Below are 15795 nucleotides of genomic sequence, written 5' to 3' on the forward strand. Positions count from 1 at the left end.
GGACAGAAGGGGCAGCGCTAGCGTTATAAGGCTTGGAAATCAAGCCGCCTGGCAGGCGTCAAAACTCTTCTTCAGCCGCTCGGCGTCGAGTTCCCTGCCGATGAACACCAGCCGGCTCTCGTGCTTTTCGCCGTCTTTCCAGGCGCGCTGGTGGTCGCCTTCGATGATCATGTGCACGCCCTGGATGACATAGCGCTCGTCGTCGCCCTTGAGCGCGATGATGCCTTTCAGCCGCAGGATGTTGGGGCCTTCCATCTGGGTGATCTTCTCGATCCAGGGGAAGAATTTCTTCGGATCCATCTCGCCGCCGCGCAGCGACACCGATTGCACCGTCACGTCATGAATGTCCGAAGCATGCGCGTGATGGTGGTGGTCGTGCCCGTCATGATCATGGTGGTGGTGATCGTGGCCGTCGTGGTCATGATGATCGTGATCGTCATGCGCCTCGAGGAAGTGCGGATCGTTTTCCAGTGCCCGGGACAGATCGAAAGCGCCGCGGTCGAGTACTTCGGTCAGGTCAACGCCGGCGCGGGTGGTACGATGGATCTTTGCCGCCGGATTGATGGCGCGGATCGTTGCCTCGACCTTGGCGAGTTCTTCTGACGTGACGAGGTCGGTCTTGTTGAGCACGACGACGTCGGCGAAGGCGATCTGGTCCTCGGCTTCCTTGGAATCCTTGAGCCGCAACGGCAGGTGCTTGGCGTCGACCAGCGCCACCACCGCGTCAAGCCTGGTCTTGGAGCGCACATCGTCGTCCATGAAGAAGGTCTGCGCCACCGGCACCGGATCGGCGAGCCCGGTGGTCTCGACGACGATGGCGTCGAAGCGGCCGGGGCGGCGCATCAGGCCCTCGACGACACGGATCAGGTCGCCGCGCACCGTGCAGCAGATGCAGCCATTGTTCATCTCGTAGATTTCCTCGTCGGATTCCACGATCAGATCGTTGTCGATGCCGATTTCACCGAACTCGTTGACGATGACGGCGTAGCGCTTGCCGTGGTTTTCCGACAGGATGCGGTTGAGCAGCGTCGTCTTGCCGGCGCCGAGATAGCCGGTGAGAACGGTTACGGGGATTTGCGTCTGTGCGTCGCTCATGGCTTGCCTCGAAAGTGCTGGGCCGCAAAAGATCCGGCCCTCAAAAGGGATTGTCGGTTCCATATAGGATGTGTGCCGGGCTTTTGCACGGGGCAAACCGATGGGCCAAACCGGCTTGCTACAATACCGGATTTTGACTGGCGAAAGCCGCTGTGATTGCCTAGCTCGGGATGCGGAAGGTCAATTTGAGAGGCAAGATATGTCCGGCAAGCCATCCTCCTTCTCATTGAGCCGGCGCCAGGCGCTCGGGTTGATCGCGGTCACCGCCGGAGGTGGTGCCTTCCTGCCGGCCTCGGCAATGGCCGCTCAATCTTCGGCTGCCCAGGCTTCACCCTATGCCGGACTGGCCTTGTTCGAAAACGGCGCCGGTGTCTGCACCATTACGCCTGAAGTGACCGAGGGACCGTTCTATTTCGACCCGAAACTCGAACGTGCCGATGTCACCGAAGGCAAGAAAGGTATTGCCCTTGACGTCCGGCTGCAGGTTGTCGACGTGGACTGCCGCCCACTTGCCGGCGCCCGCGTCGATATCTGGCATTGCGACGCGCAGGGCGCCTATTCCGGCTATCCCGGACAGGGTGACGGCCGCGACGTCGACACGTCGGGCCAGACCTTCCTGCGTGGTTGGCAGAAAACCGATGCAAGCGGCATCGTCTCCTTCGCCACGATCTATCCCGGCTGGTATCGCGGCCGCACCACCCACATCCATTTCAAGGTCTTCCCCGACGACAGGTCGGTGATGACCGGCCAGTTGTTTTTCCCCGACAGCCTCAGCGAGCAGATCTTCACCTCTGTCGCGCCCTACAATGACCGGCCCGGCAAGCGCGACACTTCAAATGCCGATGACGGCATCGCCAGGCGGGCCGGATCGCAATCGCAGGCTGCGCTGCGCGAGTTGGAGGATGCCTATCAGGCGCTGATGATCGTGGCGGTGAAGTCCGGCTGAGCGTTCCCTCACGCACCTTGTCAGCGGCGAAAACTCCGGTCACGAATTCGTTTGTCATCTAACTGAAATAAACATCTGGCATTAGCCACGGCGGACACCACAATGCTTGCCGGCAAAGCTGTTTGAAGCACCGGAATCTTTTTGATCGTCGATTGCCAACCGGCCGGCTGCCTCTATGCTGCCCGCACCGGTACGGCCGAAGAGGGAAGACCATGGCCAAGGCGGACAAGACTGCGACAATGAGCCGGCTGCATTCCGCGGCAAGGCTGGCAAGGACGGCGCTGGCTGCCCGGCTTCTGGCGCACGGCTTCTATGCCGGCCAGGACCAGATCATGCTGGCGCTCGACCGTGAGGACGGCCAGACGCCGGGCAATCTTGCCGGACGTCTCGGCGTGCGCCCGCCGACGATCACCAAGACCATCAACCGGCTGCAGGCCCAGGGGTTCCTGGAGAAGCGCGCTTCTGAAGCCGATGCCCGCCAGGCCCACATCTTTCTCACCGATACAGGCCGCGACATCATCCACGCCATCGAGAAATCGGTGAAGAAGACCGAAAAGCAGGCGCTGAAGGGCCTCGACAAGAAGGACCAGAAGTCGCTGTTCAAACTGCTTGCCCGCATCGAGGCCAACCTCTCGAACGAGGAATTGGTGCTCATCGACGACGACGCCGAGTCGGACGACTGACCGGCGGATTGTCGCGGCAGGCGATCAAGCCGCCGCGGCAGAGCCCTGGATCAGCGACGACCAGCGTCCCGGTGTCATGCCGAACGCCTTCTTGAACTGCCTGATGAAATGGCTCTGGTCGCTGAAGCCGGCTTCGACCGCGATCTGCGCCAACGGTTCGCCGGCGGCGATCATCCGCCGCGCACGCTGAAGCCGGCGCATCACCAGGAAGCGATGCGGACTGGTCGAGAACGCCGCGCGGAAATGCCGTGACAAGGCATAGCGGTCGAGCCCGGTTATGGCTTCCAGTTCGCCGGAGCGCACCGGCCGGGTCAGGTTTTCCGTGAGATAGTCGCGCGCCAGTGCAGCCGCCCGCCACGCCGTCCTGGTCATCGGCTTTGCCGGCTGGCCACCATGCCGGGTCAGGCTTTGCATCAGTTGGACCAGGAAATCGTCGACGAACAGGTCGTCGAGTTCCTGCTCCAGCGGCCCCAGCGCCGAAAGCAGCGTTGCGCAAAAGGCGGCGTCCGTCACCACGCCATCCCTCACAAAAGGCAGCGAAGCGCCGCCGAGGCAGTCGAGCATCAGCGACGGCTCCAAATAGAGCATTCGGTAGCGCAGGCCGTCCTCGGTGCCGGCGCCGCCGTCATGCAGTTCGTCGGGGTGTAGCACGATGATCTGGCCTGGAAGGCTGTGACGCGCAGCACCAAGATAGCGAAACGTCTGCACACCGTGCAGCGTTACCCCGATCGCATAGGTGTCGTGGCGATGCAGGTCGAACGCGCTGCCATGGAAGCGTGCCTCGATCCGCTCCATGCCTGCGGGATCGGGGGCGGAGATAATACGGTTTTCCGCCGCATCGATGCACAAACGTCCAAGACCCTCGAAGGCCTGGCTGTCTAGATCGTGCGACATCGTCTCCTTAAGCCTCGCATTGGGGCACAAACCGAATGGCCAATGTCTCATGTTCGATACGAAATTTGCAATCGTGCTCAGGGAAGATCTGGCGGTCTGGCAGAAACTCAACGTCACCGCCTTCCTGACCAGCGGCATCGTCGCGCAGTTTTCCGATATCATCGGTGAACCCTATCGCGACCGCGCCGGCAATCTCTATAACCCGCTGTCGATCCAGCCGGTCATCGTTTTGTCCGCCGACCAGGCCACGCTGGGCACGATCCACCGGCGCACATTGGAGCGCGGCGTGACCACCTCGCTCTATGTCGAGGAGATGTTTTCGACCGGCTTTGACGCGGCCAACCGCGCCGTCTTCGCCGAATTTGCGCCTGAAGACGCCAAGGCGGTCGGGATCGCGCTTCGCGCCGACAAGAAGCTGGTCGACAAGATCACCAAGGGCGCCCGTATGCACCCGTAGCTTCAGAGGCATCGACTAAGCCTGCCGCCGACACTTGTTGTGCCAGCCGGCTTTGGCGTGGCGACAGCCGACAATTGGCTTGCCGGGAGCCGGCAATTCCCGCAAAGGTGGGTCCAGCCCAGCTCCCACCCGGCCTGCAAGTGAGTGCTCCCCAAAGACATGTAGAAAGCGCGACGCCCCCGGTGGCGATCCTGTGCATGCTTTCCACTTACGTCTGCTTCACCTTCCTCGACACATCAAGCAAATACCTCGTCCTCGCCGGCATTTCCGTGCTGGTCGTTGCCTGGGTGCGCTTTGCCGTGCATGTCATCCTGGTCGGCACCCTGTTGCGCGGCTGGCGCCAACCCATGCGGTTTCGCCCGATCAACCTGCCTGCGCATATCCTGCGCGGGGCTTTCCTGTTCGGATCGACCATATTCAATGTCCTGGCGCTCAAATCCCTGCAACTGGCCGAGACAACCTCGATCTATTTCTTTGGGCCGATGGTGATCACGGCGCTGGCCGGTCCGCTGCTTGGCGAGTGGGCGGGCTGGCGGCGCTGGCTGGCCATCCTGGCGGCCTTTGCCGGCGTCCTCATCATCACCCGACCGGGCGTCGGCGTGTTCGGCATCGGACATCTCTTCGCGCTCGGCTCGATGCTGTCGAACTGCTTCTACGTCATCATGACGCGCCGCATGTCGGCGACCGAGACATCGGAGAGCCTCATCCTGTTTTCGGCGCTGGCGCCGGCGCTGCTGCTGTTGCCCCTGCTGCCGTTTTCGTTTTCCTTGCCGCATGACGGCTGGCACTGGTTCGTGCTGCTGATGCTCGGCGTGTTCGGCGGCGTCGGTCACTGGCTGCTCGTCCAGGCCTACCGGCTGGCGACGACCACGGCTTTGGCGCCCTATCCCTATTCGCAGATGGTGTGGATGATCATTTCCGGATGGATCGTCTTCAAGCAGTTTCCCGACCGCTGGACGCTGGTCGGCGCCGCCATCATCGTCGCCAGCGGCCTCTACATCGTCCATCGCGAGCATAGGCTTCGGCTGCGGAGCCGCGCGGCCTCGGACGTCGAGGCCGAGGCGTTGGCAAAAAAACTTTGATTTGCCCCCGATCGGTGGCATAACGCCGCCTTTAAACAGTTTAGGTCTGGAAAGTCAGGTCCGGGGAGCACACGTCGCTGGCACAAAAAATCAAGCTTTCGACGATCGCGGATGCGCTCGGCGTGTCCACGGCCACGGTCTCGCTGGCGCTGCGCGACAGCCCTCTTGTTGCCGGGACCACCCGTGACCGCATCAAGGAACATGCCCGCGCCATCGGCTATATCTACAACCGACGCGCCGCCAGCCTGCGCACCTCGCGTTCCGGCATTGTCGGCGTCGTCGTGCACGACATCATGAACCCGTTCTTCGCCGAGATCCTGCGCTCGATCGAAAGCGAGCTCGACCGCAGCCGGCAAACCTTCATCCTGTCCAACCACTATGATCAGCTCGAAAAGCAGCGCACTTTCATCGATACGCTTTTGCAACTCGGCGCCGACGGCGTCATCATGTCGCCGGCGATAGGCACGCCGGCTTCCGACATCGTGATGGCCGAGGAGAACGGCCTGCCGGCTGTGCTGATCGCGCGCACCGTCGAGGGTGCCGACGTGCCGGTCTTTCGCGGCGACGACTCCTATGGAACAGGCCTCGCCACCAATCACCTGATCTCGCTCGGCCACAAGCGCATCGCCATGATCGGCGGCACCGACCAGACCTCGACCGGCCGTGACCGCTACCAAGGCTATGTCAACGCGATGGAGGCGGCCGGGCTGGAAGTCGGGCCGTCCTGGCGCATCGCCGGGCCGCGCACCAAGCAGGCCGGCTTCGAGGCCGCCGGGCAGTTCCTGGCGCTGAAGGACAGGCCGACAGCTGCCTGCTGCTGGAACGACCTCGTCGCCATCGGTCTGATGAACGGCATTGCCCGCGCCGGCCTGGTGCCGGGCGTCGACATCTCGGTCACCGGCTATGACGACCTCGAAGAGGCGGCGATCGCGACGCCGGCGCTGACCACAGTCTGGAACGGCCAGCGCGAGGTTGGCCGCCGCGCCGCCAGCGCGCTGCTCGACAAGCTCAACGGCCAGACGGTGCGACCCTCGCAGGAATTGATCAAGCCGGAACTGCATGTGCGTCAGTCGACCGGCAAGCCGGTGGAGCGTGCATGACCAAGGCCGAACAGTTGCAGACCGTCGCCATCCTGGTGCCGGGCGATTTCAACGACCACGCGGTCGACCGCATCAACCGCACGTTCAGGCGTGTCAGAATTGAACGCGCCGATCCGGCGCTCGTCACCGACGAGATGCGCAGTGATGTGCGCGGCATCGCTTCGTTCGCCGGCATCAACGCGGCGATGATGGACGCATTGCCCAACCTCGAACTCATCGCTTCCTTCGGCGTCGGCTATGATTCGGTCGATGTCGGTCATGCGGCGGCGAAAAACATCATGGTCACCAACACGCCCGACGTGTTGACCGAGGAGGTCGCCGACACCACGATCGGGCTGTTGATCAACACCATCCGCGACCTGCCGCGCGCCGAGACCTGGCTGCGCGACGGCAGCTGGGTGCGCAAGGGCAACTATCCGCTGAGCCGGCTGACCTTGCGCGGGCGCAGTGTGGGTATTTTCGGCATGGGCCGCATCGGGCAGGCCATTGCCCGGCGTCTGGAGGCCTTTGGCTTGCCGGTCGCCTACCACAACCGGCGCCGTGTCGAAGGTCTTTCCTACCACTATCATGCGACCCTGAAAGGGCTTGCCGAAGCCGTGGATACGTTGATTTCGGTCGCGCCGGGCGGCGCCTCGACGGAGAAGGCGGTCAATGCCGAGATACTGTCGGCGCTTGGCGCCAACGGCGTCTTCGTCAACATCGGCCGTGGCAGCACGGTCGATGAGGCAGCGCTTGCGGCAGCCCTTGCCAACGGCACCATCGCCGCTGCCGGCCTCGATGTCTTTGCCGACGAACCGAACGTGCCCAAGGCGCTGCTCGACGCGCCCAACACCTCGCTGCTGCCGCATGTCGGCTCGGCCTCGGACCATACACGCCGCGCCATGGCGGATCTGTGCGTCGACAATCTGGTGTCCTGGTTCACCGAGCGCCGGCCGCTGACGCCGGTGCCCGAGACGGCGCATGTGAAGGCTAGAAACTGATCGGTGGCTGCCACATTTATTAACGTCAGCTTAACCCTTTGGAATCATTGTTCAACCTGTCCGTGTACGTGGATGAAGAATGATGAAAGCACTTTCCGCATTGATCGCTGCCGCAGCGCTGTTTGGTGGCATTCAGCTGTTTCATGGCGGCAGCCGGGAAAGCGTAGCCAACGAGGCCGCCCCGTCCAACAGCTACAGGCTGGTCGCCAATGGCGATGAGGCGGTCTGTGCAGTCAGCCGCGGGGCCGAAATTTCGGACGGTTTGTCGTTGCTCACCGTTGCTCCCAAATGCCGTCGGCTCTTGCCGGGCATAGAACAGGCGAAGTTCTGGCGCGAGCAAAACGATGGCACCGTTGCCTTCAGCGCCAATGGCACCGATCCAATCGTCACCTTCGCGGCTGCCGATGGCGACGGCTACGAATCCTATGCCCCGGCGCTGCCGCTGCTGTCGCTGGCGGCCACCCGTGATAAAAAATCCGGCGACTGATTATTCCGCTGCGGCCCGCGCGCCGGCCTTCGCTGCGGCGTGCAGCCGAACCGCATCGCCGAAGGCACGGAATATTTTCACCGAATTGCTGTCCGACTTGACCCAGTATTCCGGATGCCATTGCACGCCGACGGCGAAGGCGCGGGCGTCCCGCACCGAAACCGCCTCGACCGTGCCGTCGGTGGCGACGGCCTCGACCTGCAGCTTCGAACCGAGCCGGTCGATCGCCTGGCGGTGCAACGAATTGACCTTGATGTCGCCGGCACCGAACACACCGGCCAGGCAACTGTCAGGTTTGATCGAAATGGTCTGGTGGATGGCGAAGCGTTCGTCCTGCTTCTCGCTCACCGGCGCGCGGTGATCGAGCGAACCCTCGCGCTCCTGGATCTCGGTGCCGAGCGTGCCGCCCAACGCCACGTTCAGTTCCTGGATGCCGCGGCAGATGGCGAGCAGCGGCACGCCGCGTTCGATCGCCCGGCGGATCAGCGGCAGCGTCGTGGCGTCGCGCGCCGGATCATAGGGGCCATTGGCTTCACTGGCGTCGCCGCCATAGAGCGAGGGATGCACATTGGATTTCGAGCCGGTGACCATGACGCCGTCGACCGACGACAGGAGTTCGTCGAAATCGAGCCGGTCGCCGAACGATGGCACCAGCACCGGGAACACGCCGGCGCCGGTGATCGCCGCTTCCAGATATTGTTGTGGGGCGGCGTGCCAGGTGTAGTTGTCGAACTGACGGACGTCGGTCGATATGGCGACGAGCGGCTGATGCATTTGGGCTCTGTGTTCCATTTGGGCAAGGGATACCTGCCTTCAAAATAGGCGATCCCACGTTATTTTTCCATGCCAAGTTTCGGCGTGTCGCATGGGCCACGAAACGGCCTGTTAGACTATAGTTGCAGTGCAGCCGGGCTTCGCCGTCAAATGGGGCCGGCCTGCTGGACTCGACTTCTTGCCTGTGTATTGTCTCGAACGAACCGACACGGAAACCGAGGATTTTCTGACGTCGGCCTGTTGATCCAAAAGGGAGGAACTTCATGGATCGTCGTTCATTCATTCGCAAGGCCGGTGTCACCGGCGTCGGTGCCGCGGCGGCGGCGGCCACGCTGGCGGCGCCTGCAATCGCCCAGTCCAATCCCAAGGTGACATGGCGGCTGGCGTCGTCCTTCCCGAAGTCGCTCGACACCATCTATGGCGGCGCCGAGGTGTTCTCGAAGATGCTGTCGGAAGCCACCGACGGCAATTTCCAGATCCAGGTTTTTGCTGCCGGTGAGCTGGTGCCTGGCCTGCAGGCCGCCGACGCCACCACGGCCGGCACGGTCGAGGCCTGCCATACGGTGGCATATTACTACTGGGGCAAGGACCCGACATGGGCGCTCGGTGCGGCGGTTCCCTTTTCGCTCAACGCACGCGGCATGAATGCCTGGCATTACCATGGTGGCGGCATCGACCTGTTCAACGAGTTTCTCGCCACGCAGGGCCTTTTCGGCCTGCCGGGCGGCAACACCGGCGTGCAGATGGGTGGCTGGTTCCGAAAGGAAATCAACACGGTGGCCGACCTTTCCGGCCTCAAGATGCGAATCGGCGGTTTTGCCGGCAAGGTGGTGCAGAAACTCGGCGTCGTGCCGCAGCAGATCGCCGGCGGCGACATCTATCCGGCGTTGGAAAAAGGCACCATCGACGCGGCCGAATGGGTCGGCCCCTATGACGACGAGAAGCTCGGCTTCTACAAGGTGGCGCCCTATTATTACTATCCCGGCTGGTGGGAGGGCGGCCCGACCGTCCACCTGATGTTCAACAAGGCGAAGTACGAAGAGCTTTCGCCAACGTACAAGTCGCTGCTGCACACTGCCGCGCAGGCGGCCGACGCCAACATGCTGCAGAAATACGATTATCTGAACCCTGCGGCGGTGAAGCGGCTGGTGGCCGGCGGCGCGAAACTGCGCCCGTTCAGCCAGGAGATCATGGCCGCCTGCTTCGAAAAGGCCAACGAGGTCTATACCGAAATGGAAGCTTCCAACGCCCCGTTCAAGAAGATCTGGGAATCGATCAAGGGCTTCCGCAAGGAGCATTATCTCTGGGCACAGGTGGCCGAATACAATTACGACACCTTCATGATGGTCCAGCAGCGCAACGGCAAGCTGTAGTCGTTTGTACTTCTGCTCAAAAGCTCTCTGGGCGGACCCCGCTTAGAGAGCTTTTCTGTATATGCCGGGAGGCGAAGCCGGCGGTTCAGCCGCGGCGCGGCACCACCAGAACCTTGACCTCGCCGGGCGCCGGCGGATTGGCGATCACCGCTGGCGCTTCTTCAAGCGACACCTGCCTGGAGATCAGCCTGTCGATCTCGACCGCACCGGAAGCGATGAGTTCGGCGGCGCGGCGATGGGTGTAGGGATTGAGGAAGGAACCGAGCACCTTCAGTTCCCGGAACAACAGGTCGAACGGCTCGAATTCCGCTTTCATGCCTTGCGGCGTCACGCCGACAATGACGACCGTGCCGCCGGCTCGGGCCAGGCGCATGGACTGCTCGACGGTCTCTCGCACGCCGGCGCATTCGAAGACGACGTCGACGCCACCTGGCGCCAGACCGGCCGGTCCGGCGATCGCATCGATGACATCGGTGGCTGTCGGATCGATCGTCGCTGTCGCGCCGAGGTCCTCGGCGAGGGCGCGCCGCGAAGCCTGCCTGGTCGACAGGATGATGGTCGTGGCTCCCGCCAGTCTTGCCAGCTGCACGGTGAGCAGGCCGATCACGCCGCCGCCAAGCACGACCACCGAGCTGCCCGGTTTGATACCGGCAAGGTCGACGCCGTGCAGGCAACAGCCGAGCGGCTCGCAGAAGGCACCGTGCAGGGGGTTCAGGCCTGCAGGCAGGACGAAAGCCTGCTTCTGCGGCAAGGCAAGATATTCGGCAAAGCCGCCGTCGCGATGAATGCCGATCGCGCACAGATTGCTGCAGAGATTGACTTGTCCCGCGTGACAGTGTGCGCAGCGCCCACAGGCTATGTTGGGGTCGCCGGTAACACGATCGCCGATGGCAAAACCCGAGACCGATGTTCCGATCGCCTCGACGATGCCGGAAAACTCATGGCCGGGCGTCACCGGTGGCGTGCAGGGAAATTCACCGTGAAACAGATGCCGGTCCGTGCCGCAGACGCCGCAGGCTTCGATGCGCACCAGTAGCTCATCCGCACCGATGTCAGGCATGTCGACGTCGCGCAGCGTGATGCCGCCCACTGCTTCCAGCCGCACCGCTTTCATGGTCTTGACCATGCCGGTTCAGTTGAAGCTTGGCGGTTGCGACAGGTCGGGCTGTGGCGCTGCCGGCTTTGCCGGTGTCGGATCGCCGAAACTGGGCGGTTGCGAAAGGTCAGGAGCGGCCGGCGCCGTGGCGCCACCAGCGGGCGCCGCTCCATCCGCCGGCGGCGTGCCCAGCGGCGACAGGCCGGGCACCTCCGGTACCTTGTAGTCGATGGTGCCCGGATCGACGGTCGTTCCCTTGTAGTGCATCACCATTTGCGGGAAGGCGATGGTCAGCCCGATCATGATCACCTGGATGCAGACAAAGGGCACCGCGCCCCAATAGATCTGGCCGGTCGTCACCGGCGCGATTTGTTTGCCGGTGAGACGATCGAGATAGGGCACGCGCGCGGCCACCGAACGCAGATAGAACAGCGCGAAGCCGAAGGGCGGGTGCATGAAGCTGGTCTGCATGTTGACGCCCAGGAGCACGCCGAACCAGATCAGGTCGATACCGAGCTTGTCGGCGGCGGGCGCCAGCAGCGGTACGATGATGAACGCCAGTTCGAAGAAATCGAGGAAGAAGGCGAGGAAGAAGACGAGCATGTTGACGCCGATCAGGAAGCCGACCTCGCCGCCCGGCAGCGACGTCAAAAGGTGCTCGACCCAGATGTGGCCGTTGACGCCGTAGAAGGTCAGCGAGAACACCCGTGCGCCGATCAGGATGAACAGCACGAAGGACGACAGCCTTGTCGTCGAGGCCAGTGCCTGCTTAACGACGTCAAGCGACAAGCGCCCCTTGGCCGCCGCCATGAACAAGGCGCCGACCGAGCCCATGGCGCCGCCTTCGGTCGGCGTGGCGATGCCCAGGAAGATGGTGCCCAGCACCAGGAAGATCAGCGCCAGTGGCGGGATCAGCACGATGATCACCTGCTGCGCTAGCCTGGACATCATGTTGAAGTTCAGGCGCTTGTCGGCAATGGCGACGATGTAGATGAACAGCACCCCGGCAGTCGCGCCAAGAATGTCGGCATTGTCGCCATGCGCCGGCGCCAGATAACGATATGCCGCGTAGGAAACCGCCGATGTGACCAGCAAAGCCACCAGCAGCGACATCACGCCATGGCCAAGTGTACGGGCCTCGAGCGGCAGCGCCGGCATCGAGTTCGGCCGGATGATCGACATGATCAGGATATAGGACATATAGAGGCCGGTGAGCACGAGGCCCGGGATCAACGCGCCCGCGTACATATCGCCGACCGAGCGGCCGAGCTGGTCGGCAAGCACGATCAGCACCAGCGACGGCGGGATGATCTGGGCAAGCGTGCCGGAGGCGGCAATGACACCGGATGCGAGCCGGCGGTCATAGCCATAGCGCAGCATGATCGGCAGCGAGATCAGGCCCATGGCGATGACGGAAGCCGCCACCACGCCGGTGGTCGCCGCTAAAAGCGCGCCGACGAAGATCACGGCGTAGGCGAGGCCGCCGCGGATTGGCCCGAACAGCTGGCCGATCGTGTCGAGCAGGTCTTCGGCCATGCCCGACCGCTCGAGCACGATGCCCATGAAGGTGAAGAACGGGATGGCCAGCAGCGTGTCGTTCGACATCACCCGGCTGCCGTAGAAATTATCCGGCAATGCGTGCAGGAGCGGCCAGGCGAGGTTGATCGATCCTCCGGAATAGGGAGACAGCAGCACGCCGATGAAGAAGAACATCAAGCCGTTGGCGGCCAAGGAAAAAGCGACGGGGTAGCCGATCAGCAGGAAGATGATCAGCGAAGCGAACATGATCGGCGCCATGTTCTGCGCGATGAACTCCATCACGAACGCACCTCGTCGGCCAGCGCCTTGGCTTCGAGTTCGGCCTGCTCATGCACCGATATGAAGGGATTGGGGTCGTCCATGTCTCCGCGCATGATGGCGATCTTCTTGATGATCTCGGAGATGCCCTGCAGCGCCAGCAGGAAAAACCCGACGAGCAGGATGGCCTTGGCGGGCCAGATGATCAGGCCGCCGGAATTGTTGGACATCTCGCCGCTGCGAAACGACAGCGACACATAAGGAACGAAATAGATCACCATCAGCGTCACGAACGGCATCAGAAAAAAGACATGCCCGAAAAGGTCGATCCAGTGCTGCACGCGGCGTGGAAACAGGCCGTAGACGACGTCGATGCGGATATGTTCGTTCTGCTTCAGCGTATAGGCGGCGGCCAGCATGAAGGCGGCGCCGAACAGATACCATTGCAGCTCGAGCCAAGCGTTCGAGGATATGTCGAACACCTTGCGGATAATGGCGTTGGCGGCGCTCACCAGGATCGCCAGCAGGATCAGCCACGATATCCATTTGCCGATGAACTCGTTGGCGCGATCAATAGTCCTGGATAGAGCGAGAAGCCCTGCCATGCATTCCTCCCTTGTACCGGAGGCGTGCCGGCTTCCCCCTTTTTGTCCGTCACGCCACGTGGTCCAACGGTATGCCGCGCGTGGACTGACGGGTCAACAAGGATAGAGGCAGCGAATATCATCGCATCGCAGACAGTGCCCAATACCGGCGATCTGCCCTCGCGTCATGCAACCAAAGTCTGACGTTTTCAGGCGATTTTGCCGGTGTCGCGGCCGGCGCCGATCAGGATCAGCGTCGTGACCAGGAACAGGTACATCCACGCGTCGCGCCACTCGACCGGGAAGTAGCCGGCCCACAGCGATTCGGCCATGCCGAAGACGGCCGCGCCGAGCGCCGCGCGCGGTGGCGAGAGATAGCCGCCGACCGCCGTCACGAACAGGATCTTCAGTCCGTAGACGAGGCCCGAGCCGAAGCTGACATTGCCGTAATAGAGCCCGGCCATGACACCGGCCAGCGCGGCGCAGAAGCCGCCGAACAGCACCGCGTGCCGGAACACCGCGCGTACGTCGACGCCGCACATCGCGGCAGCCTTGGGGTCGTCGGAGACGGCGCGCCAGCACCGTCCGAAGCTCGACCGGGCAAAAGCCCAGCTTGCCAGCGCGATTGCCGCCACCACCACGGCGCAGTCGATAAGCTGGATGAGCGTCAGCGTTGCCTTGAAGGTCGCGCCCTGCGCGAAAACGATGGGCTGCGCCAGCATCGGCGGCAGCCACAGATCATGCGTGTCGGCGGCGATGCGGCTCGCTTCGGACAGCAGCAGCAGGATGCCGAGCGTCGTCACCACGATTGCATTGGGCGTGCGGTCGGCCAACGGTTCGAAGACACTGCGCGACAGCACGTGGCTGATCAGCGCGGCATAGAGGAACGCAGCGACGACGCCGAGCGCCACCGCCGCCAGCAGCGTCAGCCACAGCACCTGATAGCCGAAGGCCGCGGTCAGGATCATGGTCTGGCCGCAAAAGGCGAACAACGCGCCATAAGCGAGATTGGTGCGGTGCAGGATGCCGTTGGTCAGCACATAGCCAAAGGCGAGCAACGCATACAGCGCGCCCGAATGCAGCCCGTTCAGCACCTGCTGGAAGAAATAGAGCATGCAAAACCTCGAAGCATGCCGCCCAAAAGTGCGAAGCGGTCCTGGCCAACAGCATGCTCAAAAGGCTGCGGAGACCACCGCATCCCGGAGTGAGGTTGCATCGCTGAATCTAACTTGTCAAATACGATTTATCGGTTAGATTTTCGCCATGACGGTATCATGGACCCCGCACCGCTTCACCGGCGGCCTGCTTGCGCTCGACACGGCGAACACCGTCGTGCTGCGCGGCGATCCGGAGCGGACGTTCGACCGCTTCGAAGATCCGGCCGAGATTGCTCGCTTCGCCGACGCGGCGAGCCGCTTTCGCGCCGCCGAGCTTGGCGAAAGGCCGCTGGCGGTATCCTCAGCGGTGGCGATCGCACCCGTCGTGCTGTCGATCCGCGAGGCGACGGACCGGCTGTTTCGTGGAGCGGTGTCGAAGGGCGCGGTCGCCACCGCTGATCTGCCCGGATTCCTGAGCGCCTGCGCCGAGGGTCTTGCCGGCAGCCGGACCGAGATCGGTGTGCCGGGAAGGCCGTTCGGTGATCCCCTGACGCCGATCGCCTTCGAGGCGGCGCTGGCGGTTTCGGCGCTATCGCTTCTGCGCGACGATACCGTCGCAAGGCTCAGGATCTGTCCCAACTGCACCTGGCTGTTCGTCGACAGAAGCCGCAATTCCAGCCGCCTATGGTGCGACATGGCGGTGTGCGGCAACCGTCAGAAGGCAAGCCGTCACTATCGCCGTCGTCGCATGGCGGAAAATGAGGTCAAGAATGCGTAGCGGCCTTTCCCGTTCGATCCTTGTTGGCGCGGCGCTCATCGTGGCCGTTGCGCTCGGCGCCTGCCGCGACACCGGCGACGCCGAAGGCAAGCTGTTCGAGATTTCCGGCAAGATATTCGTTTTCAACTACCGCCTCGCCAGGGCGACTTATGTGGTGACCCTGCGGCCGCTGAAGCCGATGGGAGAGGGCCAGGTGGCGGTCGCCAGCTTCCAGGATCCCGCCGGCGGCGCACCTCTGGTGGTCGAGCAGAAGGTCTGGCCGAAGCTCGACAAGGTGACGCTGGAGAGCCCGGCACTGACCTGCGTCGTCAAGAACAAGCCCTATGCGATTGCCATCAGCATCAAGGGCGCCGACGGCGCGGTCCTGCAGAAGATCGACACCACGCTGATGTCGACGGAAGACCAGTCGATCCTGCCCGACCGGCCGCTGGTCATCGACCAGCTCTACACCGCCAATCCCGATCTCGTCGGCCATCCCGACGGCAAGCTGCCGGGCGAGCCGAAGCCAGATTGCTCGAAAGGCGGCTGACGCGTCGCGGCCGGCCGCGCCGCAGCTGTAATGTTCATGCGCC

At 63.1% G+C, this 15795-nt stretch carries 17 protein-coding genes; 10 read left to right on the plus strand and 7 right to left on the minus strand.

The window, feature by feature from the left end; genetic code table 11:
• Positions 1-39 precede the first annotated feature (39 nt).
• Positions 40-1095, minus strand: a complete 1056-nt coding sequence (locus EOC83_RS10440) for a GTP-binding protein (RefSeq protein WP_063169832.1) — start codon at positions 1093-1095, stop codon at positions 40-42.
• Positions 1096-1294: 199 nt separating this feature from the next.
• Here EOC83_RS10440 and EOC83_RS10445 point away from each other — a divergent pair, with 199 nt between their 5' ends.
• Both EOC83_RS10445 and EOC83_RS10450 read left to right on the plus strand, forming a co-directional pair.
• On the plus strand, positions 1295-2041 hold the full coding sequence (locus EOC83_RS10445; RefSeq protein ID WP_063169833.1) for an intradiol ring-cleavage dioxygenase: 747 nt from the start codon (positions 1295-1297) through the stop codon (positions 2039-2041).
• Positions 2042-2253: 212 nt separating this feature from the next.
• Positions 2254-2724 (plus strand): MarR family winged helix-turn-helix transcriptional regulator, encoded by a 471-nt coding sequence (locus EOC83_RS10450; protein ID WP_013528223.1) that lies wholly within the window; start codon positions 2254-2256, stop codon positions 2722-2724.
• 24 nt (positions 2725-2748) lie between these two features.
• Here EOC83_RS10450 and EOC83_RS10455 read toward each other — a convergent pair whose 3' ends face one another.
• Complete coding sequence (locus EOC83_RS10455) at positions 2749-3618, minus strand: AraC family transcriptional regulator (protein ID WP_027164197.1); 870 nt, start codon at positions 3616-3618, stop codon at positions 2749-2751.
• Between the two features lie 49 nt (positions 3619-3667).
• Here EOC83_RS10455 and EOC83_RS10460 point away from each other — a divergent pair, with 49 nt between their 5' ends.
• From EOC83_RS10460 to EOC83_RS10480, 5 genes are all read left to right on the plus strand, one after another.
• A complete protein-coding gene (locus EOC83_RS10460) occupies positions 3668-4075 on the plus strand; it encodes a DUF2000 family protein (RefSeq protein WP_013528221.1) in 408 nt (135 codons plus the stop codon).
• Positions 4076-4272: 197 nt separating this feature from the next.
• The gene (locus EOC83_RS10465; protein ID WP_063169834.1) at positions 4273-5157 is read left to right on the plus strand and encodes a DMT family transporter; all 885 of its coding nucleotides are present in this window, start codon (positions 4273-4275) and stop codon (positions 5155-5157) included.
• A gap of 77 nt (positions 5158-5234) precedes the next feature.
• The gene (locus EOC83_RS10470; RefSeq protein WP_082826628.1) at positions 5235-6257 is read left to right on the plus strand and encodes a LacI family DNA-binding transcriptional regulator; all 1023 of its coding nucleotides are present in this window, start codon (positions 5235-5237) and stop codon (positions 6255-6257) included.
• Positions 6254-7237: a 2-hydroxyacid dehydrogenase gene (locus EOC83_RS10475; protein WP_013528218.1), complete on the plus strand. Its 984-nt coding sequence runs from the start codon at positions 6254-6256 to the stop codon at positions 7235-7237. Before EOC83_RS10470 ends, EOC83_RS10475 begins: the two co-directional genes overlap by 4 nt.
• 82 nt (positions 7238-7319) lie before the next feature.
• Positions 7320-7724: a hypothetical protein gene (locus EOC83_RS10480; RefSeq protein ID WP_024501916.1), complete on the plus strand. Its 405-nt coding sequence runs from the start codon at positions 7320-7322 to the stop codon at positions 7722-7724.
• Here EOC83_RS10480 and EOC83_RS10485 read toward each other — a convergent pair whose 3' ends face one another.
• Entirely contained in the window at positions 7725-8498 is a 774-nt protein-coding gene (locus tag EOC83_RS10485; protein ID WP_063169836.1) for a gamma-glutamyl-gamma-aminobutyrate hydrolase family protein, read from the minus strand.
• A 263-nt stretch (positions 8499-8761) separates the two neighbouring features.
• On the opposite strand from EOC83_RS10485, the gene EOC83_RS10490 reads away from it, so the two are divergent.
• Positions 8762-9871, plus strand: coding sequence for a TRAP transporter substrate-binding protein (locus EOC83_RS10490; protein WP_013528215.1), 1110 nt, complete (start codon positions 8762-8764; stop codon positions 9869-9871).
• Between the two features lie 85 nt (positions 9872-9956).
• On the opposite strand, the gene EOC83_RS10495 is transcribed toward EOC83_RS10490, so the two are convergent.
• The 4 genes from EOC83_RS10495 to EOC83_RS10510 form a co-directional block, all read right to left on the minus strand.
• Positions 9957-10985 (minus strand): zinc-dependent alcohol dehydrogenase family protein, encoded by a 1029-nt coding sequence (locus EOC83_RS10495; protein ID WP_063170440.1) that lies wholly within the window; start codon positions 10983-10985, stop codon positions 9957-9959.
• An 18-nt stretch (positions 10986-11003) separates the two neighbouring features.
• A complete protein-coding gene (locus EOC83_RS10500; RefSeq protein WP_174299056.1) occupies positions 11004-12788 on the minus strand; it encodes a TRAP transporter large permease subunit in 1785 nt (594 codons plus the stop codon).
• Positions 12785-13369 (minus strand): TRAP transporter small permease subunit, encoded by a 585-nt coding sequence (locus EOC83_RS10505; protein WP_013528212.1) that lies wholly within the window; start codon positions 13367-13369, stop codon positions 12785-12787. The genes EOC83_RS10500 and EOC83_RS10505 overlap by 4 nt, the downstream gene beginning before the upstream one ends.
• Positions 13370-13557: 188 nt before the next feature.
• Positions 13558-14463 (minus strand): branched-chain amino acid ABC transporter permease, encoded by a 906-nt coding sequence (locus EOC83_RS10510; protein WP_063169837.1) that lies wholly within the window; start codon positions 14461-14463, stop codon positions 13558-13560.
• A 148-nt stretch (positions 14464-14611) separates the two neighbouring features.
• Here EOC83_RS10510 and EOC83_RS10515 point away from each other — a divergent pair, with 148 nt between their 5' ends.
• Both EOC83_RS10515 and EOC83_RS10520 read left to right on the plus strand, forming a co-directional pair.
• Positions 14612-15223, plus strand: coding sequence for a CGNR zinc finger domain-containing protein (locus EOC83_RS10515; RefSeq protein ID WP_063169838.1), 612 nt, complete (start codon positions 14612-14614; stop codon positions 15221-15223).
• Positions 15216-15752, plus strand: a complete 537-nt coding sequence (locus tag EOC83_RS10520; protein ID WP_013528209.1) for a hypothetical protein — start codon at positions 15216-15218, stop codon at positions 15750-15752. Before EOC83_RS10515 ends, EOC83_RS10520 begins: the two co-directional genes overlap by 8 nt.
• Positions 15753-15795 lie beyond the last annotated feature (43 nt).

The sequence above is a fragment of the Mesorhizobium sp. Primo-A genome, from assembly GCF_003997175.1.
Lineage (GTDB): Bacteria > Pseudomonadota > Alphaproteobacteria > Rhizobiales > Rhizobiaceae > Mesorhizobium > Mesorhizobium ciceri.